Source organism: Sulfitobacter sp. CB2047, from assembly GCF_000735125.2.
Classification (GTDB): Bacteria; Pseudomonadota; Alphaproteobacteria; order Rhodobacterales; family Rhodobacteraceae; genus Sulfitobacter; species Sulfitobacter pontiacus.
On the sequence record NZ_CP072613.1, the window covers coordinates 560,501 to 582,169 of the forward strand.

Genomic DNA, 21,669 nt, shown 5'->3' on the forward strand with positions numbered 1-21,669 from the left:
GTGTATCGTGTGAACAGGAAATGGCAAAAGCAATGAGTGGACAAAAAACCGTGACCCCGACAGCAGAAAGCCTTGCCGCCTCTGTTTCCGCCGCCAAAACACGCGGATTGCCGCCGGTTGAAAAGTGGAACCCCCCGTTTTGCGGCGATCTGGACATGGAGATCAAACGCGACGGCACTTGGTTCTATCAAGGCACCCCCATCGGACGCATCGGGCTGGTAAAGCTGTTCGCATCGATTCTGATCCGCGAAGAAGATGATTATTTCCTTGTGACACCGGTTGAAAAAGTCGGCATCAAGGTCGAGGACGCCCCCTTTGTCGCCATCGATTTCGAGGCCGAAGGCAGTGGCACCGACCAGACGCTGACCTTCCAGACCAATCTGGAAGACATCGCCGTCGCCGGCCCCGATCTGCCTATCCGAGTTGAGCGCGACCCAGAAGATGGTGAACCCGCGCCCTACGTGCGTATCCGCCGCAACCTGGAGGCGCTGATCGACCGCAAAAGCTTTTACCGGTTGGTCGAGCTTGGCGTCCATCACGAGGGCTGGTTCGGCGTCTGGTCGGGCGGCAGCTTCTTTGGTATTATCCCCTCGGACGAACTGCCCGATTGATCCTGCCTGCCACAGCGCGACGATAGCGGCCCGAACCGGATGATCCTTCATGAAGCCAGCCGCGAACCTTACTCTGCTGTGGCCCGAGCTGCCCTATCTTGACCGTTTTGCCGCCGCCGCGAAGGCAGGATTTACCGCGGTAGAGGTGCTTTTCCCCTATGATCTGGCCGCCAAAGAGACGCTGCGCGCCTGTGTCGCCAACGGCTTGCAGCTGATCCTGATCAACGCCCCGCCGCCCAATTACACCGGCGGCGCACAGGGCTTTGCCGCGGCGCCCGAACAGGCGGCCCGTTTCCGCGCCGATATCCAGCGGTCGTTTCGATATGCCACCGCGCTCAAGGTCCGCTATCTGCATGTCATGGCGGGCAATGGGCAAGGCGCGCTGGCGCGGCAAACCTTCATCGACAATCTGATCTGGGCGGCTGATATCGCGCCCAAGGGGCTTACCCTGACGGTCGAACCGCTGAACCCCGTCGCGATGCCGGGGTATTTCATGAACGACTACGCGCTTGCCGCCGATGTGCTGCGTGCTGTGAACCGGCCGAACGTTGGGCTGCAGTATGACAGCTACCACGCGCAGATGATCCACGGCGACGCAGTGGCGGTGTTCGATCAATACAAAGACCTGATCGTACATGTGCAGCTTGGCGACGCGCCCGATCGCAGCGCGCCCGGTACGGGTACGGTTGATTTCCCCGCGCTCTTCGCCGCCCTGCGCCGCGCGGGGTATCGCGGCTGGGTCAGTGGCGAATATATCCCCGGCCCACGGACCGAGGACAGCCTCGGCTGGATGACACTCAGCTAGCCGCAGGGGGGCACTTCAGAGGCGATTAATGCGCCTCCGCCCAACTCGCCCCGACGCCCGCATCCACGTCGAGCTTCACGTCCAGTTTGACCACCGGATCGGCTGCATTCTCCATCACCTGGCGCGCGGCGGCGATCAGTTCGTCCTCGGCCCCTTTCTCCACCTCGAACAGCAATTCATCGTGGACCTGCAACAACATGGTGGCGGGCAGATCCTTGATCGCGTCGGGCATGCGGATCATCGCGCGGCGGATCACATCGGCGGCGGTGCCCTGAATAGGTGCGTTGATGGCCGCCCGTTGGGCAAAACCGGCGCGGGGGCCCTTGGCGCTGATCTCGGGCGTGTGGATCTTGCGCCCGAACAGCGTCTGCACAAAGCCATGCTCTTTGGCGAAAGCCTTGGTGTCATTCATATAGGTACGGATGCCGGGGAAACGTTCGAAATAGCGGTCGATGAACCCCTGTGCTTCGGCGCGCGGGATACGCAGGTTGCGCGCCAGACCGAAGCCCGAGATGCCATAGATCACGCCAAAGTTGATCGCCTTGGCCTGACGACGCACGTCCGACGTCATCTCGTCCAGCGGCACGCCGAACATTTCCGAAGCGGTCAGCGCGTGAATGTCGATCCCGTCCTGAAACGCCTGCTTAAGCTCGGGGATATTGGCGATATGCGCCAGTATCCGCAGCTCGATCTGGGAATAGTCAAGCGCGACCAGCGCCTTGCCCGGCTCTGCGACAAAGGCCTCGCGGATGCGCCGCCCTTCTTCGGACCGGATCGGGATGTTTTGCAGGTTCGGATCGGTCGAAGCCAGCCGCCCGGTCGACGCCCCCGCGATGGAATAGGACGTATGCACACGGCCCGTGTCGGGGTTGATGTGATCCTGCAGCGCGTCGGTATAGGTCGATTTCAGCTTGGACAGCTGCCGCCAGTCCAGCACCCGCGCCGGCAGATCATGTTCTGTCGCGAGGTCCTCAAGCACATCGGCACCGGTGGCATAGGCCCCCGTCTTGCCTTTCTTGCCGCCTTCCAGCCCCATCTCGTCGAACAGGATTTCCCCCAACTGCTTGGGCGAGCCGACGTTGAATTTACGCCCGGCGAGCTCATAGATCTCGTCCTCAAGCCCCGCCATCTTCTGGGCAAAGGCGTTGGACATCCGGCTCAGCGTATCGCGGTCCACCTTCACGCCAGAGCGTTCCATTGCCGCCAAAACAGGCACAAGCGGGCGTTCAAGCGTTTCATAAACCTTCGTCACCCCGACGCGGTGGAGCTGGGGTTTGAACAATTGCCACAGACGCAGAGTGATATCGGCATCCTCGGCGGCATATTTCACCGCATCGGCGAGCGGCACTTTATCAAAGGTGATGGCCGATTTGCCTGTCCCCAGCAGCGGCTTGATCGGGATCGGTGTATGCGACAGATAGCGTTCAGACAGCGTGTCCATGCCGTGGCCGTGCAGCCCGGCGTGCATCGCGTAAGACAGCAGCATCGTGTCGTCGATGGGCGCGACGTTGATCCCAAGCTGAGCGAAAATCTTGCTGTCGTATTTCATGTTCTGCCCGATCTTGAGGATCGAGGGATCCTCCAGCATCGGGGTCAGCAGGCGCAGCGCCTCTTCGGTAGGGATCTGCCCCTCGGCGAGATCATCATTCCCGAACAGATCATCGCTGCCGCGCGCCTTGTGGATGAGCGGGATGTAGCAGGCCTTGCCCGGTTCGACACAGAGCGAAACGCCGACAAGCTGCGCGACCATATCGTCCAGCCCGGTGGTCTCTGTATCGACGGCGACATAGCCGAATTCGTAGATACGGTTGATCCACGCCTGCAGCGCCGCTGTGTCACTGACGTGTTCATAGAGATCTGCGTCAAAGGGCACATCCGCCGCGGCCGGGGCATCGGCGGCGACCGGTGCCTCGGCGATGGTGGGGGCCTCTTTCCCCAGCACCTCGGCCACACGTTTGGACAGGGTGCGAAACTCCATCTCGGCCAGAAAGCCCAGCAGTTGATCTGCATCAGGGTCGCGCACCTCAAGATCGTCAAGGGTGAAGTCCAGCGGCGTGTTCTCGTCCAGCTTGACCAGATCGCGGGACAACCGAATTTGATCAGCATGGTCGATCAGGGTCTGGCGCCGCTTGGGCTGCTTGATCTCGCCCGCGCGCTCCAGCAGCGCATCGAGATCACCATATTCGTTGATCAGCAAAGCCGCAGTCTTGATCCCGATCCCGGGTGCCCCGGGGACGTTATCGACAGAGTCGCCCGCCAGCGCCTGCACATCCACCACACGATCGGGATAGACGCCGAATTTCTCGAACACACCGTCGCGGTCGATGCTCTTGTTTTTCATCGCATCCAGCATTTCAACACCGCCGCCGACCAGCTGCATCAAATCCTTGTCCGAACTGATGATGGTGCAGCGGCCACCTGCGGCGCGTGCCTGCACGGCGAGCGTGGCAATGATGTCGTCCGCCTCGAAACCTTCCTTTTCCTTGCAAGCGATGTTGAACGCTTCGGTGGCGGTACGGGTCAGCGGGATCTGCGGGCGCAGGTCTTCGGGCATGGCCTCGCGGTTGGCCTTGTATTTGTCATACATGTCATTGCGGAAGGTATGGCTGCCCTTGTCAAAGATCACGGCCACATGGGTCGGTGCATCCGGCCCTGTGTTGCCTTCGACATAGCGGTGCAACATGTTGCAAAAACCCGCCACCGCACCAATCGGCAGCCCGTCCGACTTGCGCGTCAGCGGTGGCAGCGCGTGATAGGCGCGGAAAATAAACGCCGACCCGTCGATCAGATGCAGATGGTGACCTTTGCCAAATGTGCCGGACATGTCGGTGCTCCTCTTTCAGACAAGCTTTCTTGTGCCACGAAGCCGGCAAACTCTCCAGCGGCCAATTGCCCGCGACCGGCTTCATTTTGCCAAATAAACTCCCCGCGGAGCGTCCCTGCCTAGCGGGGCTCGCTTTGGTAAAGGCGCCAGGAGAGGCTCACTGACAAGGGTAGTGGCGTCCAGCGTCCGAACCGCAGCCCTGCCGCGCGAAGTTGGTCGCCGATCCAGACGTTGCAGGTGCGCAGGATGCTAAAGCGTCCCTTGGCGGCAAAGAATCCATCGGTGGCGGTATACCCATCCACATCCACACGTTGGGGCAGCCCGTCAGGGCCGGGGTCAAGCGCCGACCAGACATTCGCGACCAGCCTGCGGTACGCGCCTTCGGTCATCGTCACGGTCCGGCGTTTGGCGGTCGGGGCGATGGGGCCAATGACATCAATCCGCAGCACCGCGTCGTCGCCGATAATCCCGCGCCAGACATTGCCGGGTTTCAATTCGCGATAGGTGGGGGTTTCCGTATAAAACTTGCGCGCCCCCCATCCGATGACAAGCCACCGCGCATCGGGGTGCGATAGCGGCAGACCCCGCGTCTCGAGCGCGGCAAACCGCGGGCCCGAGATATCATCAATCGGGATCAGCAGATCATAGTGGATGGGTCCGTGGACCAGCAGCACCTCGCGCGTCGGCACCGCGCGCGGTTCATCAGAGGCAGGAGCGGCCCAGAGGGCACCGATCACTGCGGCAAGCACAAAGCACGCGGGCAAAAGCGCAAGCGCGCCCAGCCATCGTAACGCTTTGGTCAGACCTTGCCCTCAAACTCGGCGTGGATGAACTTGCAGTCGCAGTACCCACATTCGACCCAGCCCTTGTCTTGCGGGATTTGCAGCCAGACGCGCGGGTGCCCCAAGGCGCCTTCGCTGCCGTCACAGGCGACGCGCCAGGTGTTCACAATGCGGGTTTCCGGTGCTTGGGATGTCATGCTGTCGTCCTTGGCTTTGATGCGCCCATCTTATGACCAAACCGCGCAGGCAGGGCAAGGGTGCGCCGTGTGATTTGGCCGCCCTCTGCTTACAAGTTTGTAAACTACGTTGAATTAGGTTCACCATCGGCCACAGAGCCGCTAAAAGACGGAAAACCACTGTAAACCTGCGGAGCGGTCTCAGGATGAACACCCCAAAACCTGTCGTATTGTGCATTCTGGATGGGTGGGGCCTGCGCGATGACCCTCAGGGCAATGCGCCCCTTCTGGCAAAGACCCCGCATGTCGACCGGATCATGCAAAGCTGCCCTTCGGCGACGCTGACCACCTTCGGGCCTGATGTGGGACTGCCACAGGGGCAGATGGGCAACTCCGAGGTGGGGCATACCAATATCGGGGCTGGTCGTGTCGTCGCGATGGATCTGGGACAGATCGATCTTGCGATCGAGGAAGGCGCGTTTGCCACCCATCAACCGTTGCTGGACTTTGCCGAGACGCTGAAACAGACCGGCGGCACGGCGCATGTGATGGGGCTTGTCTCTGATGGCGGGGTGCATGGGCACCTGACGCATATGATTGCCGCGGTACGTGCGCTGCGGGCGCAGGGTATTCCGGTGGTGATCCATGCGCTGACCGACGGGCGCGATGTCGCGCCGCGCTCGGCCTTGGGCTATTTCGAGACGCTGCACGCCGCCTTGCCCGACGGGGCGCGTATCGCGACCGTCTCGGGGCGCTATTACGCGATGGACCGTGACAACCGCTGGGACCGCGTTGCCAAAGCCTATGAGGCGATCGTGCAGGGCAAGGGCAGTGCCGCCCCAACCGCCCGCGATGCGGTGAATGATGCCTACGGTCTGGACGAAAACGATGAATTTATCACGCCCACGGTGCTGGAGGGCTACACTGGCGTACAGGACGGCGATGGGATCTTCTGCCTGAATTTTCGCGCCGACCGCGCGCGCGAAATCATGTCGGCGCTTGCGGATCCGGAGTTTGATGCCTTCGACACAGGTGCGCGGCCTACGTGGTCTGCGGTGATGGGCATGGCGGAATACTCCGACGCGCATGGGGCGTTCATGACCACCATGTACCCCAAGCCCGAGATCGTGAACACGCTTGGCGCATGGGTCGCACAGCACGGCCTGCGGCAGTTCCGCTTGGCCGAGACAGAGAAATACCCGCATGTGACGTTCTTTCTGAACGGGGGCGAGGAAACACCCACAACGGGCGAGGACCGCTATATGCCCAAGTCGCCGAATGTGGCGACCTATGATTTGCAGCCAGAGATGTCTTGTGCGGAAGTCACCGACCGTTTCGTGCAAGCGATCAAGGACCGCTACGATCTGATTGTCGTGAATTACGCGAACCCCGATATGGTGGGGCATACCGGTGATCTTGATGCCGCCATCGCGGCCTGCGAGGCGGTGGATACCGGCCTTGGGCGCGTGCTTGAGGCGCTTGAGGAGGTCGGCGGCGCGATGATCGTCACCGCGGACCACGGTAATTGCGAAACGATGATTGATCCCGAAACCGGCGGGGCGCATACGGCGCATACGCTCAACCCCGTGCCCGTGGCGGTTGTCGGCGGGCCCGATGGTGCCAGCCTGCGCAGCGGTCGTCTGGCCGATCTGGCACCGACAGTGTTGCAGTTGATGGGGCTGGATCAACCGGCCGAGATGACGGGAAAGTCGCTGCTCGAATGATCCGCCTTTGCGCCCTTGCCCTGATGTTCTGGCCCGTCGGTGTGTTCGCGCAAACCGAGGCGGCAGAGCAGGCGCGTCGCGCGATGGCCGACCTTGAAGCGGCCTCTGCCCAGTTGGACGCCGCAGATGGGGCGCGGGACCGCGTGCAGGCGCTGACCCAGACGATTCAGGCGTTTGAAACCGGCCTCGGGGCCATGCGCGAGGGGCTGCGTCAGGCGGCCATCAACGAGGCGCAGCTGAGCAAGAAGCTACAGGCCCGCGATGGCGAGGTCGCGCAGTTGCTGGGCGTGTTGCAAAGCATCGGCGGTAACCCGTCGCCCACCTTGTTCCTGCATCCTGAAGGGCCCGTCGGCACGGCACGCGCGGGTATGTTGCTGGCAGAGCTGACACCGGCCCTGAACACCCGCGCCGATGTCTTGCGGCAGGATCTTGAAGACGTGCAGACCCTGCGGGCGCTTCAGACCGATGCGGCACAGCGCTTGCAAGAGGGGCTGACGGAAATCCAGCGCGCCCGGACAGAGCTTAATCAGGCGATGGCCAACCGGACTGATCTGCCCAAACGCTTCAACGAAGACCCGGTGCGCACCGCGATCCTGATCTCGACCTCCGAGACGCTATCGGGGTTCGCCAGCGGCCTGTCCGAGATGACCTCGGACCCGATTGCGGATGCGCCCGCCGATTTCGAAGGGCAGAAGGGCGACCTGACCTTGCCGGTGCAGGGCGTGATCCTGCGCCGTGCCAATGAAACCGATGCGGCGGGGGTCACGCGCCCCGGGATTATCCTCGCGACCCGCCCGCGTGCCATCGTGACATCGCCCACGGCGGCGACAATCCGCTACACCGGCCCGCTGCTGGACCTTGGAAACGTGGTCATTCTTGAACCTCGGGCCGGGGCGTTGTTTGTATTGGCAGGGCTGGATGTGGTTTATGGCGAGGCAGGGCAGGTGATCGGGGCAGAGACGCCGATTGGCCTTATGGGCGGTCCGGCCGGCGTAAATCAACAGGCGCTGTCACCAAATGGTGATGGGGCTGGCGTGGAGCGTTCAGAAACGCTCTATATAGAAGTAAGAGAGAACAATGTTCCGCAGGACCCGTCAGACTGGTTCCGAACTGATAAGGATGGATAAACGATGAAGAAGTTCGTGATGGCTGCCGTGGGCGGTACGCTGGCAGGGGTAATTGCCACGACGCAGATTGCGGGCCCCTTGCTGGCACAGGAAACTGAAAAGAACAGCAACGTTTATGAACAGCTTGACCTGTTCGGCGACATCTTTGAACGCATCCGTGCGCAATACGTCGAAGAGGTCGACACCGAAGAGCTGGTAGAGGCCGCGATCAACGGCATGCTTACCTCGCTTGATCCACACTCCAGCTACCTGTCGCCGAAAGACGCGCTGAAGATGCGCGACCAGACCCGTGGTGAATTCGGCGGTCTCGGCATCGAGGTGACGCAGGAAGAAGGGTTCGTCAAAGTCGTTTCCCCGATTGATGGTACGCCTGCCTCTGAAGCGGGTATCGAAGCGGGCGATTTCATCACCCATGTGGACGGCGAAAGCCTGCTGGGGCTGACGTTGGATGACGCGGTCGAGCTGATGCGCGGGCCGGTGGGATCAGAGATCGAGATTACCGTGGTGCGAGAAGGCGAGACCGAACCCTTCGACGTGTCGCTGGTGCGCGATACCATCCAGCTGACGGCGGTGCGCGCCCGTACCGAAGGCGACGCGGTTGTGCTGCGGGTCACCACCTTTAACGAACAGACCTACCCCAAGCTGAAAGAGGGTCTGGAAGAGCAGGTCGAGGCCGCCGGCGGCATCGAGAATGTCAGCGGCTTTGTCGTGGATCTGCGCAACAACCCCGGTGGTCTGCTGAATCAGGCTATCGCCGTGTCGGATGCTTTCCTTGAAGAAGGCGAGATCGTCAGCACCCGTGGCCGTGATGCCGCGGATGGCGACCGCACCAACGCCACCCCCGGCGATCTGGCCGAAGGCAAGCCGATTGTGGTGCTGATCAACGGCGGCTCTGCCTCGGCTTCCGAGATCGTTGCCGGTGCCTTGCAAGACCACCGTCGCGCGATTGTCGTCGGGACCAAAAGCTTTGGCAAAGGGTCGGTGCAAACGATCATGCCGCTGCGCGGTGAAGGGGCGATGCGCCTGACCACAGCGCGGTACTACACGCCGTCGGGCCGCTCTATTCAGGCACTTGGCGTGTCCCCCGACATCATCGTCGCCCAGCCACCGGCACAGCCTGCAGACACCGAGGAAGAGGATGCAACAGCACGTCCCCTGCGGTCCGAAGCAGACCTGCGCGGCAGCCTGAACAACGACAGCCTGACCGACGATCAGGTCGACCAGATCATGGAAGACCGCGCCAAGGCCGAAAAAGCTGCGTCCTTGCGGGAAGAGGATTACCAGCTGGCCTATGCCATCGACATCCTCAAGGGTCTGTCCGCATTGGGCCCGAAGAAGTAAGCGCGGCGATCACGCGTTCGCATCAAAGACCGGTCCGCAGATAGGCGGGCCGGTCTTTTTTGTTGGGCCAAGGGCGGGTGTTCAGCCCAGATAGACCTTGCCTTCGGGGTAGCGCACGCGGGGCACCGATTGCGTCGCCAGAAAGAACCCGATGGTCAGCGGGCCGACGCGGCCCAGAAACATCATCAGCATGATCATCGCGCGGCCGGTGCTATCAAGCTCTGCCGTGGCACCGCGCGACAGGCCGACGGTGCCAAAGGCCGATGTTGCCTCGAACGCGAGGTCGATGAACTCTCCGTCATGTTTGATCGACATGATGAAGATGCCCGTCAGGACCAGAAGGATGCTGATCGTGGTCAGCGCCATGACCTTGAACACTTCATCCGGCCCCATCGACCGACCAAAAGCATGCAGGCTGGTGCTGCGCCGGAAGAAGGCCACGGTGGCGAGGATCAGCACGATGAGCGTGGTCACCTTGATGCCGCCTGCCGTCGACGTGCTGCCGCCGCCGACCAGCATCAGCGTCATGGTCATCAAGGCAGTACTCTCGTGGACCTCGGCGTAATCAAGCGTATTAAAGCCCGCTGTCCGTGGGGTGACGGCCTGAAACCAACTGGCCCAAAGCTTGCTGCCAAGGCTGCCGAACTGGCCCAAGGTCGCGGGGTTGCGCCATTCAAGTGCTGCAAACAGCGCCCAGGCCAGCAGGATCAGCACCACCGTGCCGGTGAGCATCAGCTTGCTGTGCAGGCTGAGCCGTCGCCAGCTGCGTTTTTCCCAGATATCGGCCAGCACGATGAACCCGATGCCGCCGATGATGAACAGGGCGGGGATCACGACGTTGATAATCGGATCGCTGACCCAGTTACTTAGGCTGTCGGGGAACAGCGCGAACCCCGCATTGTTGAATGCAGAAATGCTTAGGAACACCGAATGCCAAAGCCCCTGCGCCAGCCCGAATTCGGGCACGAAGACAAAGGCCATCAAGGCAGCGCCGATAAGCTCTGCCAGAATGGCGATCTTCAGGATCGCCATCACCAGCGAGGTCAGATTGTAGATGCTCGGCTGGTTCAGGTCTTCGCGCAGGATAATCCGCTGCGGCATCCCCAAAGGGATACCAAGCGCGGACAGCACCAGAACGGCAAAGGTCATCAACCCCAAGCCGCCCATCTGGATCAGAAGTGCGATGACCGCCTGCCCGAAACCGGTAAAAGCGGTGCCAGTATCGACCACCGCCAGCCCCGTCACCGTAACAGCAGAGGTAGAGGTGAACAGCGCGTCCGACAGGCTGATCCCCGCAGTATTCGCCAGCGGAGTCCACAGGATCAATCCGCCCAGAACCACCATCGTCAGATAGATCAACACAAGCACGGCGGGCGGGGGCAGAAGCCGCCACGCGCTTTTCTGTGACTTTGAAAAGAGCTTCAAAGGCTTGCCGCAAAGCTGCGCAGGTCGGTGCGCTGCCCGAGCAGGATCAACAGATCGTCCCGTTGCAACGTGCAGTCCAACCCGTCGCGCCCGATATATTCGGTGCCCCGCATCACGCCCAGACAGCGCAGGTCGAACTTCTTGCCGTATGACAACGTCTCGAGCGATTTGCCCTCAAGCGCTTCTGGGATGCGGAAGTTGACCACGTGGTATCCGTTCCCGAGGCTGACATAGTCGCGCACCAAGGGGTTGTGGATCACCTGCGCGATATGCTGGCCGACTTCGACTTCGGGGTGGATCACGCGGTCGACACCCAGTTTCGACAGGATGCGGTGATGCGTTTTTGTCTTGGCCTTTGCCCAGATCGTCTCGACGCCCAGCAGTTTCAGGTTGATGGCCGACAGGATGCTCGATTCAAGATCGCTGCCCATGGCGACCAGCGCCATCGAACAGTCGCCCAACCCGGCCTCGCGCAGGGCGGCATCATCCCGGGCGTCCACGATAACGGCTTGGCTCAGCTTTTCGACATGGTTGCTGACGCGCTGGTCGTTCAGGTCCACGCCGATCACGTAGTTGCCAAAACGCTGCAGCTCGGTTGCGACCGTAGAGCCAAAATTGCCAAGGCCGATCACGCCGATAGTCCGTCTTTTCACTGCCATCACGAGGGTCCTCTGAAGGGCTCAGTCTTGCCAAGGGATACATCGCGTCACAGGGGCAAGCAAGCAAGCGCCGTCAGGTCGTTTCGACGCAGTGCCGCCGGAACGCACGCTTCAGCATATCAAGCTCGGCGCGCAGCAAATCCACCTCGGCGCGCAAATCGGGGCCGGTGACCTCGTCCCCGATCAGGGTGATGCTGGCCAATGTCGAGCCAGACGCGCGGTCGACCACCAGCAATGTATGCAGCCCATCGGCGATTGCGGCTGCGGGCACAGGGATGCTGAGCACCCAGTGATCCGATGACGCGTCATGTTCCAACTGCACCCCCGCGACATCGGCATCGGCGTGGGTGACCGCAAGATCGGGTTTGGTATCGTCCGCGCCGGTCACGATCCCTTGCCAGGTGCCGTCGCGCATCTGGGTTTTGGTGAGGGTCAGGTTGCTCATGCGGGGCTCCTACAACTGGGCGCGGGGGCGGCGCGAAAAGGTCAGGTCACGCAGCATGATCTGGTTCATTTCGGGCCCTTCAAAAATCAGGTCGATCCAGGCTTTCTCGACGCGTTTTTCGTTCAGGTTGGAATAGGCGAGGTCGAATTCTGCCGTGACCTCGGATTTGTTCACCGGCAGTTCCTGCACCATCTGTTCGGTGTTGGGCCCGTGGCGGATGTTCAGGCGGGCGAAAATCTCGATCGGTTTCTCCATCTCGATTACGGCGTCCACGCGCAGGACATGCGTGCGCTTCATCCCGTCAACGCAATCATCCTGCAGGTCCAGCACCAGCGACAGGAAAGACCCGTCGAAACGGTAGACCTCAAGCCGAAGCCCATAGGGTGCCAGATGGTTTTCTTCGAGGTTGCGGATTTGCCGGATGCCGAGTTCGGACAGGGTGCAGTCGTGGAAAATCGTGACCTCATCGCCCATGGTCGCCTTGGATTGCACCGACGACAGCCCCGATTTGGTCAAGGGCGCGCGCCACAGCTGCGGGCGCCAGGACCAATCGGTGTTATGGGGCCGAGAGAACTTGTTAGAACCGATACGGGGCAGGGCAAGCCGGTCTTCGGCGGTGTAGATCAGCTTGTCCAGATGCCGACGCAAGGCGCGTGCTTGACCCGCTTGTTTGCGCAGCACGGACAGTTCTGTCTGGGGGGCACGGTCGGCTTTGGCGGACCAGCGGCGGGTAAACCGCGCGATCAAGGCGCTGTCGATCAGCTTTTTCCCGAGTTTGCGCATGTGCCTGTTGCCCCGATTACGAATGGGTTGTTGGTCGTACCCTACCGCCTGTGGCGTGGGGGCACAAATGAAATGGGCCAAGGGGCCGGCGCGCTAGTTGCGTTGCGCGACGGTAGTTTTTGCAGGTGCACTGGCGTCGATGCTGCGGGTGATCAACTGTGTCAGAACCCTTCGGCCAGAGGCGCTGACGATCTCGCCGCGTTCGGGGCCGTAGACAGCGATACCGGCGGTTTGCGTGCCCATCCGTGCGACGCCGCGCCATTGGTTGGGGGAAAGCCCACCGACAGGAATACGCCCCTGCGCGCGGAAGGTGACGCTTTGGTCGCCTTTCTCCACATCGCTCACATTCTGGAGCGAGGTTTCAGCCGCGATCTGCTGGGCGCTTGGCAGGGAGCCGGGTTTGGACTGGGTCAGGCTGACCGTGATCAACCCGCGCGGTGCTGCCCCCGCAGAAGCAGGGGCCCCTAATCCGTCACAGCGTGCAATCACGGCAAAGCGCGCCTCGAGGCTGGTTTGGTCGATGCAGAAACCGTCGGGGGCGACCAGTTCGACCCCTCCGGCCATTTTCGCGCGTGACAGCGGCGGCTTGGCGGCACCCGAGGACGCGCCAAGCCCCTGACCGCCCTCGCAGGCGGTCAGAAGCATCACGCCAAAGGCGGCAAGCGGACCTTTACAGGTCCATGTAGTCATGTGTTTCCGCCTTCGCGCCGGGATGCGTCACCGCACCAAGATAGGTTGGGCCCACAAGCTGCGCGTATTTCCACAGAGCACCGCTTTGATAGTTGGTTTTGCGGGCACCGGGCCAAGCCGCTTTGCGCTCTGCCATTTCCTCGTCCGAGATATCGACAGAGATCGAACCGGTGATCGCGTTCAGCGTGATCATGTCGCCCTGTTTGAGCAAGGCAATCGGTCCGCCATGCGCGGCTTCGGGGCCGACGTGACCAACGCAGAAACCCCGTGTCGCGCCGGAGAAACGGCCGTCGGTGATCAGCGCTACCTTTTTGCCCATGCCTTGACCGGACAGGGCCGCCGTGGTCGCCAGCATTTCGCGCATGCCGGGGCCACCAGCGGGGCCTTCGTTGCGGATCACGAACACGTCGCCTTCGCTGTAGGCCCGGTTTTGCACGGCTTCGAACGCGTCTTGTTCACATTCAAAGATCAGCGCCGGACCGGTAAAGACGATGTCTTCTTCGGACATGCCAGCGATTTTCACGATGGCCCCTTCGGGCGCGAGGTTGCCCTTCAGACCAACGACGCCGCCGGTCTTGCTGATCGGTGTTTCGATCGCGTGGATCACCTTGCCGTCGGCCTCGCGTTCGATCTTGTCAAGCTCTTCACCGATGGACAGGCCCGAGGCGGTCAGGCAGTCATCATGCAGCAGGCCAGCCTTGCGCAGTTCTTTCATCACAACTGGCACGCCGCCCGCGTCATACAGGTCTTTGGCCACATGCGACCCGCCGGGTTTCATGTCGACGAAATAAGGCGTGTCGCGGAAGATGTCGCATACATCGCTGAGGTTAAAGTCGATACCCGCCTCGGCGGCCATAGCGGGCAGGTGCAGACCGGCATTGGTCGACCCGCCGGTGCAGGCCACGATGCGCGCCGCGTTCTCGAATGCTTCGCGGGTGCAGATGTCGCGCGCGCGGATGTTCTTTTCGATCAGGTTCATGACGGCTTCACCCGAGGCCGCCGCATAGGCGTCGCGCGATTCATAGGGCGCAGGCATGCCAGAGGAGTTCAGCAGCGCCAGACCGATCGCCTCGGACACGCAGGCCATGGTGTTGGCGGTGAACTGGCCCCCGCAGGCACCGGCTGTCGGGCAAGCGACGCGTTCCAGAACTTCAAGCGCGGCTTGCGACATGCTGCCGTTCTGGTAGTTGCCCACGGCTTCGAAAACGTCTTGCACAGTCAGGTCGCGGCTGGCGAAATCGGCAGGCACATCGGCCCCTTCCGGGACTTTGCCCGGCAGGATCGACCCACCGTAGAGGAACACGGACGGCACGTTCAGCCGCAGCATCGCCATCATCATGCCCGGCAGCGATTTGTCACAGCCCGCAAGGCCGACAATCGCGTCGTAGCAGTGACCGCGCATTGTCAGTTCTACCGTGTCGGCAATCGCTTCGCGCGACGCTAGGGAAGAGCGCATGCCCTCGTGGCCCATGGCGATCCCGTCGGTGACGGTGATGGTGGTGAATTCGCGTGGCGTGCCTTGCTGCGCCTTGACGCCGACCTTGACCGCTTGGGCCTGACGGTTCAGCGCGATGTTACAGGGGGCCGCTTCGTTCCAGCAGGTTGCCACACCCACCAGAGGCTGGTGAATCTCTTCTTCGGTCATGCCCATTGCGTAGTAATAGGACCGGTGCGGCGCGCGCTCTGGCCCCTCGGTCACGTGCCGGCTTGGCAGTCTGGATTTATCAAAGCGGGTGTTGGTGGACATGTGGCAGGCCTCCCTGAGTGGACGTTTACACCGGAATAGCCACCCAGCCCTGTCGCTGCAAGGCTCAAGCCACCAGTTGAACAGCGCGGGCTGTGGGCTTAGGTGTTAAATAATCCTTGGCTCTGTGCCGCCCCTAGCGAAAGCGACCCTGCATGGAGCATTCGATTTTTTCCTTTATTTGGAAATACTCCCGTCGTGACCAACTGGTTTTGCTTGTCCTCACGCTGATTACCTTCCCGATCCTCTACATCACCCTCGAACTGCCCAAGCGCATCATCAACGATGCCATTGGGGCAGAGACCGATGTGATCGACGTTTTCGGGGTGTCGTTCAGTCAGGTGCAGTTCCTGATGGTGCTGTGTTTTGCATATCTTTTCTCGGTGCTGATCCACGGTCTGATGAAGATGCGTTTGAACACGATGAAGGGGGTGCTGGCGGAGCGGCTACTGCGTCGCTTCCGCTATCAGTTGATCGCGCGGATGATGCGTTTTCCGCGCAGCTATTTCGAAAACACCAGTCAGGGCGAGCTGGTGTCGATGGTCACCTCGGAGGCAGAGCCGATGGGCGGGTTGATGGGCGATGCGGTCGCCCAGCCTGTGTTCCAGGCGGGGCAGATGCTGATCATCCTGCTGTTCCTCTTCCTGCAATCCCCGTGGTTCGGGTTGGCGGGCGTCGCATTGATCCCGTTGCAGGCGTATCTCATCCCGATGCTGCAGCGGCAGATCAACCTGCTGAACAAACAGCGGATCAAGGAAGTGCGGCACCTGTCGTCGGAAATCGGCGAGACTGCCGCCGGTATCACCGACCTGCGCACCAACGGCGGCTGGCGCTACCGTCTGGCGCTGTTCACCGACCGGTTGGGCCAACTGTTCGAGGTCCGCTTCCAGATCTACCAGAAGAAATTCTTCATGAAGTTTCTCAACAACTTCATCACCCAGCTGACACCGTTCTTTTTCTATGCCGTGGGGGGATATCTTGCGATCAAGGGGCAGATCACGGTGGGCGCGCTGGTCGCGGCCTTGGCCGCCTACAAGGATTTGTCGAGCCCGTGGAAGGAACTGCTGACCTATTACAATCAGACGCAGGACATGTCGCTGCGGTGGGATGTGGTCATTGAACGTTTCGCCCCGCGGGGCGAGATCGACGCGCGCCTGTTCGAAGGCGAGCCCGATGAAGTCCCGCATCTGCGCGGCCCTATTGTGCTGGAACATGTGTCTTTGCGCACGCCGGACGGGAACACGATCCTGGATGATCTGAACCTCGAAATACCCAAAGGCGCGCGCGTTGCGCTTGAGATGCCCAACCAATCCGAACGCAACGCTCTGGCAGAGCTTTTGGTGCGCGAGGCCGTGCCGAGCCGCGGGCGGATCACGATGGCGGGGCATAATCTGGCAGAGCTGCATCAGGCCGTGCTTGCGGCGCGGATCGGCTATTCCGATGCGCACCCCTATCTGTTTCAGGGCACCGTCGGGGACAATCTGCTGATGCCCCTGCGGTCGAGCCCGAAAACCGTCCTCTGGGACCCCATGAAAACCGACCGCGCCGCGATCGAGACAAAGAGGTCAGGCAATAGTCTGGACAGCACCAAGGCGGATTGGCTGGACCCCGGGCTCGCCGATCTGAGCACCCGCGAGGACATCAACGACTGGTGGTATGAGCTGGCCAGCGCCGTTGGCACACAGGACATGATGTTCCGTCGCATGGCCGCCGACCGGATGGACCCGGACAAACACCCCGAGCTTGCGGCCCGCGTGGTTGCCCTGCGCGACGAGGTGCACGAGCGGCTGAAAGAGCAAGGACTGGACAAAGTGGTGCACCGCTTTGACCCAGATCGGTTCAACCCGGCGCTGCCGCTTGGGGGGAACCTGATGTTCGCCGCGCCCATCCGCAGCATCTCGCAGGCGGGTCTGGCGCTTGAACGCAGCTTTCTGGCGATGATCATCGAACAGGGTCTGGCCGAGCAGGGCATCGCGATTTCGCAGACGCTGGTAGAAACGTTGCACCAGACCTTTGGACGTGATGGCACCGACCACCCGCTGTTCACCGCGCTCGGCATCGAGGAAGAACTGTACGAACAACTGGTCGATATCGCGCTACGGCGTCGCGCCAAAGGGGATGAAGCGCTGAGCGAGGATGAATTCTCGTTGCTGCTTACCGTGCCCTTTGCCTTCACGGCCGAACAGATCGGCCCGGCTTTCCCTGCGACCTTCAAGGATGAGATCCTGAAAATCCGTAAGCAGCAGGGCGCCGAGATGCGCGAACGGGCGCGGGATATGTTCGTGCCGATCACACCTGACCAGTATCTGCCGCGTCTGACGATACTTGAAAACGTGTTGTATGGCCGGATTTCCGCCGTGGCGGGGCTTCAGGCGGATCTGGTTCTGGATGTGGTGTCGGACGTGTTCAAGAAACACGGGCTGCAACAGGATGTCGCGCTCAACGTCTTTGATCTGCCGGTCAGCATCGGCGGGTCAAATATCGCGATGATGTTCCAGGAACGCGCCGGATTCAGCCGCGCGGCGATGAAACGACCCGATATCCTGATCCTGAACCAGTCGCTTGCGGGGCATGACGCAGAAAGCCTGCAACGGTTGCGCGACAAGGTCAGCGAACTGCTGCCCGAAACGACCCAGATCTACATGGATAGCTCCTTTGCCAATCCTGACGATTTCGACATGTACATCAAGATCCGTGGCGGGCGCATTGACGGTCTGGCGCAAGTTGATACTCCCAGTCAGGACGACAGCATCTCGGACGATTTGCGACGCAAGCTGCGGATCATCGCGCGCAACGACTTGTTCGGCAACCTCGACCCGCGCAACCAGCGCCTGCTGGCCTTTGCGGCGCAGTGGTACACCGTCGCACAGGGAGAGATGGTCTTTGCTCAAGACCAACGGCCAGATGCGGTCTACCTCTGTCTGTCGGGCAAGGGAGAGCTGAGCTGGCGCGACCCCGAAGGGTTGGCGCATCACGTCTCGACCGTCGAAAAGGGGCGGTTGATCGGTGACCTTGCGGTCATCGTGAACGAGCCGCGGCAGATGGATTTTGTCGCTGTCGAAGACAGCCGTTTCCTTCGGATCGGCGCGGATCAATTCAAGTCTGTGGTTGAAAACGACCGTGTGATCCTGCTGAGCCTTCTACGCACGGTATCAAGCCATCTGACCAACGCCGCCGACTTGCTTCGTGCGGCACGGGTGGATATCCCGCGCGAAGACGAAGCCTTGCCCCCGCCCGTAGGAGATGACCCCGCGTGACCCGATACGCTGCCCACAAAGCCTTTGTCGCTCCTGCGATCCCCTCGGCGGCGCTGTGGCGGCTGATCTTGGGGTTTCTTGCGGCAACCGCGATCTACCTGCTGCTTAACAACCTGATGTTCACCACCCTGTTCAACCTGATGGGGCCGAGTGCGGACGGGTTTTATGACAGCTTGCTGTCAGGCAAGACGCCGATGGCGATGTTCCTGCTGCTTGGCAGCTTCGGGCTGATGATCGTCGGCGTGGCCGTGGTGACACGGGTGATCCACAAACGTCCCGTGCGTGGCCTGATCGGCCCGTCGGGGCTGGTGGTGCCGCAGTTCTGGGCCGTGCTCAAGATGCTGGTGCTGCTTGGTGCGGTGACCTATTTGCTGCCGCCTTGGAACCTTGGCGCGCCCTATGTGCCCAACCTCGCGCTTGGCACATGGCTGATGTTGCTGCCGTTTTCGCTGCTCGGGGTGCTGGTACAGGTCAGCGCCGAAGAGATCGTCTTTCGCGGTTATGTCCAGCAGCAATTGGCGGCACGGTTCAACTCTCCGCTGGTGTGGATGGTGCTGCCGGCCGTGATTTTCGCGCTTGGGCACTATCTTCCCGACCAAGCCGGCGAAAATGCGCTGGTCATAGCACTTTGGGCCGGTGTCTTCGGGATGTTGATGGCCGATCTGACCGCGCGGGCAGGGTCGCTGGGGCCAGCCATTGCAGTGCATTTCTGCAATAATGTCGCGGCGATCGTCATTACCTCTCTGCCCGATGACCTATCGGGTTTGGCGCTGTATTTGACCCCCTTCGGGATGAATGATGTCGACGCGTTGCGCGCGTGGTTGCCCGTCGATTTCGCGCTGATGCTGGTCAGCTGGCTTGCCGCACGGCTGGCGATCCGCCGTTGATTGCAATTTACTGCGCGTCAGCTTATTTGGAAGGCGAAACTGGAAGCAAAGGTTCACCATGAACTGGATCAACAACTACGTCCGTCCTCGGATTAACTCCATCTTCTCGCGTCGCGAGACGCCGGACAATCTGTGGACGAAATGCGAAGAATGCGGCACCATGCTGTTCCACCGCGAGGTGTCGGACAACCTGAACGTCTGCACCAGCTGTGGTCACCACATGGCGATTACCCCGCGTGAACGCTTCAAGGCGCTGTTCGACGGCGGCATCTTTACCGAGGTCAAAGTCCCCGCGCCGACGCCGGACCCTTTGCACTTTCGCGATCAGAAGAAATACCCCGACCGTCTGAAGGCCGCCCAGAAACAAACGGGCGAAGCCGAAGCGATGCTGGTCGCCACCGGTGAAATCGGCCGCACGCCGATCGTCGCGGCAGGTCAGGACTTCTCGTTTATGGCCGGGTCCATGGGCATGTATGTCGGCAACGCCATCATCGCCGCAGCTGAAAAAGCGGTTAAGCTGAAATGCCCGCTGGTGCTCTTCTCCGCTGCCGGTGGCGCGCGTATGCAAGAAGGCATCCTGAGCCTGATGCAAATGCCGCGCACCACCATCGCCGTGCAGATGCTGAAAGAAGCGGGGCTGCCCTATATCGTCGTTCTGACCCACCCCACGACCGGTGGTGTCACGGCGAGCTATGCGATGCTGGGGGATGTCCAGATTGCGGAACCCAATGCGCTGATCTGCTTTGCCGGCCCGCGTGTGATTGAACAGACCATTCGCGAGAAACTGCCCGAAGGCTTCCAGCGCGCCGAATATCTGCTGGACCACGGCATGCTGGACCGCGTGACACCGCGCACCCAGATGCGGGACGAGTTGATCGACATCACGCGGATGCTGATGAAACTGCCCCCCGCGGTGCGCGGCGATCTGCCTGCGCCTACCGAAGGCGGCGATATTGCCCATGCGCTGACGCCAGAACCCGATGCGGCCCCCAAAGCCGAAGCGGCGGAACCCAAGGCGAAATGACGCAGAACACATCGGATGCAGTGCTTGCACGCATGATGGCGCTGCATCCCAAGATTATCGACCTGACGCTGGATCGCATGTCGCGGCTGCTGGACGCTTTGGGCAACCCCCAGAACGACCTGCCCCCTGTGATCCATATTGCCGGCACCAATGGTAAAGGATCGACACAGGCGATGATCCGTGCGGGGCTTGAGGCGGATGGCCACCGCGTCCACGCCTATACCTCGCCCCATCTGGCGCGCTTTCACGAACGCATCCGCCTTGCCGGAGAGCTGATTTCCGAAGCCGCGCTGACCGAGATGCTGGATGAATGTTACGCCGCCAACAACGGCGAGAGCATCACTTATTTCGAGATCACAACCTGCGCCGCGCTACTGGCCTTTGCCCGTACTCCGGCGGATTATACCCTGCTTGAGGTCGGCCTTGGCGGGCGTCTGGACGCGACCAATGTGATCGACCAGCCCGCATTGACCGTGATCACGCCGGTGTCGATTGATCACCAACAGTTTCTGGGCACGACCCTGCCGGAGATTGCGGGTGAAAAAGCCGGCATCATCAAACGTCGCGTGCCCTGCATCGTCGGCCCGCAACAAGATGCCGCGCTCGAGGTGATAGAGACGCAGGCAGCACGCCACCACGCCCCGGTTTTTGCCTATGGTCAGCAGTGGCATGTGGCCCCCGAAGCCGGACGCGTGGTCTATCAGGATGACTCGGGGCTGCTGGACCTGCCCAAGCCTAACCTATTGGGCGCGCACCAGATTTCCAACGCCGGTGCGGCTTTGGCGGCATTGCGTCAATTGGGGGCCTCCGCACAAGCCTGCGAGGCGGCTGTGACCCGCGCCGAATGGCCCGCCCGAATGCAACGTCTGCGTCACGGGCCGCTGATCGACAGTGCGCCGCAGGCCGAATTATGGCTGGACGGCGGGCATAACCCTGCTGCGGGCGAGGCCATCGCAGCGGTGCTAGAAGACATGCCCGCCCGCCCCACATTCCTGATCTGTGGCATGTTGAATACCAAGGATATCGGCGGCTATCTGCGCCCGCTGGCTCGCCATGCAGAACAATTGTTCGCCGTCTCGATCCCGGGCGAAGCAGCGACGTTGCCGGCCACCGAAACCGCGCGCGCAGCGATCGACGTCGGCCTGACCGCGCAAGAGACATCTAGCGTCGCCGAAGCGCTTGCAACCATTGTCGCGAAGGTGCCCCACGCGCGGGTATTGATCTGCGGTTCGCTCTATCTGGCAGGCGCAATTTTGCGGGAAAACGGATAGCCTTTTAACAATTAGAATTGGCTATATTTACGATTTGTAGGGAATTTGCGTCCTAAGGTCTGAGGGTAACATTTTTGCCTTTGGGGGGACCAAT

Annotated in this window: 18 protein-coding genes; 9 read left to right on the forward strand and 9 right to left on the reverse strand. The window is 61.4% G+C overall.

From position 1 onward, the window contains the following. The first annotated feature begins 32 nt into the window (after window positions 1-32). Together IV89_RS02640 and IV89_RS02645 are read left to right on the forward strand one after the other, a co-directional pair. Window positions 33-611, forward strand: a complete 579-nt coding sequence (locus IV89_RS02640) for a DUF1285 domain-containing protein (protein WP_037942609.1) — start codon at window positions 33-35, stop codon at window positions 609-611. A gap of 49 nt (window positions 612-660) precedes the next feature. Continuing rightward, the gene (locus tag IV89_RS02645) at window positions 661-1,416 is read left to right on the forward strand and encodes a TIM barrel protein (protein ID WP_037942612.1); all 756 of its coding nucleotides are present in this window, start codon (window positions 661-663) and stop codon (window positions 1,414-1,416) included. Window positions 1,417-1,441: 25 nt separating this feature from the next. Here IV89_RS02645 and polA read toward each other — a convergent pair whose 3' ends face one another. From polA to IV89_RS02660, 3 genes are all read right to left on the reverse strand, one after another. After that, window positions 1,442-4,240 carry a DNA polymerase I gene (gene polA, locus IV89_RS02650; RefSeq protein WP_037942614.1) on the reverse strand — a complete coding sequence of 933 codons (2,799 nt, stop codon included), beginning with the start codon at window positions 4,238-4,240 and terminating at the stop codon, window positions 1,442-1,444. 119 nt (window positions 4,241-4,359) lie between these two features. Continuing rightward, window positions 4,360-4,989, reverse strand: a complete 630-nt coding sequence (locus IV89_RS02655; RefSeq protein WP_240558215.1) for a TIGR02117 family protein — start codon at window positions 4,987-4,989, stop codon at window positions 4,360-4,362. Between the two features lie 50 nt (window positions 4,990-5,039). Beyond that, window positions 5,040-5,219: a zinc-finger domain-containing protein gene (locus IV89_RS02660; protein WP_005850479.1), complete on the reverse strand. Its 180-nt coding sequence runs from the start codon at window positions 5,217-5,219 to the stop codon at window positions 5,040-5,042. Between the two features lie 185 nt (window positions 5,220-5,404). Here IV89_RS02660 and gpmI point away from each other — a divergent pair, with 185 nt between their 5' ends. Genes gpmI through IV89_RS02675 form a run of 3 tightly spaced genes read left to right on the forward strand, consistent with a single transcriptional unit; the run spans window position 5,405 to window position 9,390 of the window. Further along, window positions 5,405-6,922, forward strand: a complete 1,518-nt coding sequence (gene gpmI / locus IV89_RS02665; RefSeq protein WP_037942616.1) for a 2,3-bisphosphoglycerate-independent phosphoglycerate mutase — start codon at window positions 5,405-5,407, stop codon at window positions 6,920-6,922. Continuing rightward, the gene (locus IV89_RS02670) at window positions 6,919-8,049 is read left to right on the forward strand and encodes a peptidoglycan DD-metalloendopeptidase family protein (protein ID WP_005850474.1); all 1,131 of its coding nucleotides are present in this window, start codon (window positions 6,919-6,921) and stop codon (window positions 8,047-8,049) included. Before gpmI ends, IV89_RS02670 begins: the two co-directional genes overlap by 4 nt. A 3-nt stretch (window positions 8,050-8,052) precedes the next feature. Then, entirely contained in the window at window positions 8,053-9,390 is a 1,338-nt protein-coding gene (locus IV89_RS02675; RefSeq protein WP_037942619.1) for a S41 family peptidase, read from the forward strand. An 81-nt stretch (window positions 9,391-9,471) separates the two neighbouring features. Here the strand turns inward: IV89_RS02675 and IV89_RS02680 are convergent, their stop codons facing one another. The 6 genes from IV89_RS02680 to ilvD all read right to left on the reverse strand — a co-directional run bounded on the left by IV89_RS02680 (window position 9,472) and on the right by ilvD (window position 15,139). Further along, the gene (locus IV89_RS02680) at window positions 9,472-10,734 is read right to left on the reverse strand and encodes a TrkH family potassium uptake protein (protein WP_180829220.1); all 1,263 of its coding nucleotides are present in this window, start codon (window positions 10,732-10,734) and stop codon (window positions 9,472-9,474) included. A gap of 77 nt (window positions 10,735-10,811) precedes the next feature. Next, complete coding sequence (locus IV89_RS02685; protein ID WP_005850470.1) at window positions 10,812-11,474, reverse strand: TrkA family potassium uptake protein; 663 nt, start codon at window positions 11,472-11,474, stop codon at window positions 10,812-10,814. Window positions 11,475-11,547: 73 nt separating this feature from the next. After that, the gene (locus tag IV89_RS02690; protein WP_037942620.1) at window positions 11,548-11,919 is read right to left on the reverse strand and encodes a hypothetical protein; all 372 of its coding nucleotides are present in this window, start codon (window positions 11,917-11,919) and stop codon (window positions 11,548-11,550) included. 9 nt (window positions 11,920-11,928) lie between these two features. Next, the gene (locus IV89_RS02695) at window positions 11,929-12,702 is read right to left on the reverse strand and encodes a DUF6478 family protein (RefSeq protein ID WP_037942621.1); all 774 of its coding nucleotides are present in this window, start codon (window positions 12,700-12,702) and stop codon (window positions 11,929-11,931) included. Window positions 12,703-12,795: 93 nt separating this feature from the next. Beyond that, window positions 12,796-13,392 (reverse strand): hypothetical protein, encoded by a 597-nt coding sequence (locus IV89_RS02700; RefSeq protein WP_051843878.1) that lies wholly within the window; start codon window positions 13,390-13,392, stop codon window positions 12,796-12,798. Next, window positions 13,373-15,139 carry a dihydroxy-acid dehydratase gene (gene ilvD / locus IV89_RS02705; RefSeq protein ID WP_005850463.1) on the reverse strand — a complete coding sequence of 589 codons (1,767 nt, stop codon included), beginning with the start codon at window positions 15,137-15,139 and terminating at the stop codon, window positions 13,373-13,375. Before ilvD ends, IV89_RS02700 begins: the two co-directional genes overlap by 20 nt. Window positions 15,140-15,291: 152 nt before the next feature. Here ilvD and IV89_RS02710 point away from each other — a divergent pair, with 152 nt between their 5' ends. The 4 genes from IV89_RS02710 to IV89_RS02725 are packed head-to-tail and all read left to right on the forward strand — an operon-like array spanning window position 15,292 to window position 21,575. Continuing rightward, window positions 15,292-18,393 (forward strand): ABC transporter transmembrane domain-containing protein, encoded by a 3,102-nt coding sequence (locus IV89_RS02710; RefSeq protein ID WP_037942622.1) that lies wholly within the window; start codon window positions 15,292-15,294, stop codon window positions 18,391-18,393. Further along, window positions 18,390-19,280, forward strand: a complete 891-nt coding sequence (locus IV89_RS02715; RefSeq protein WP_037942623.1) for a type II CAAX endopeptidase family protein — start codon at window positions 18,390-18,392, stop codon at window positions 19,278-19,280. Before IV89_RS02710 ends, IV89_RS02715 begins: the two co-directional genes overlap by 4 nt. A 58-nt stretch (window positions 19,281-19,338) precedes the next feature. After that, on the forward strand, window positions 19,339-20,304 hold the full coding sequence (gene accD / locus IV89_RS02720) for an acetyl-CoA carboxylase, carboxyltransferase subunit beta (protein WP_005850460.1): 966 nt from the start codon (window positions 19,339-19,341) through the stop codon (window positions 20,302-20,304). After that, entirely contained in the window at window positions 20,301-21,575 is a 1,275-nt protein-coding gene (locus tag IV89_RS02725) for a folylpolyglutamate synthase/dihydrofolate synthase family protein (protein ID WP_037942624.1), read from the forward strand. The genes accD and IV89_RS02725 overlap by 4 nt, the downstream gene beginning before the upstream one ends. The last annotated feature ends 94 nt before the right edge of the window (window positions 21,576-21,669 follow it).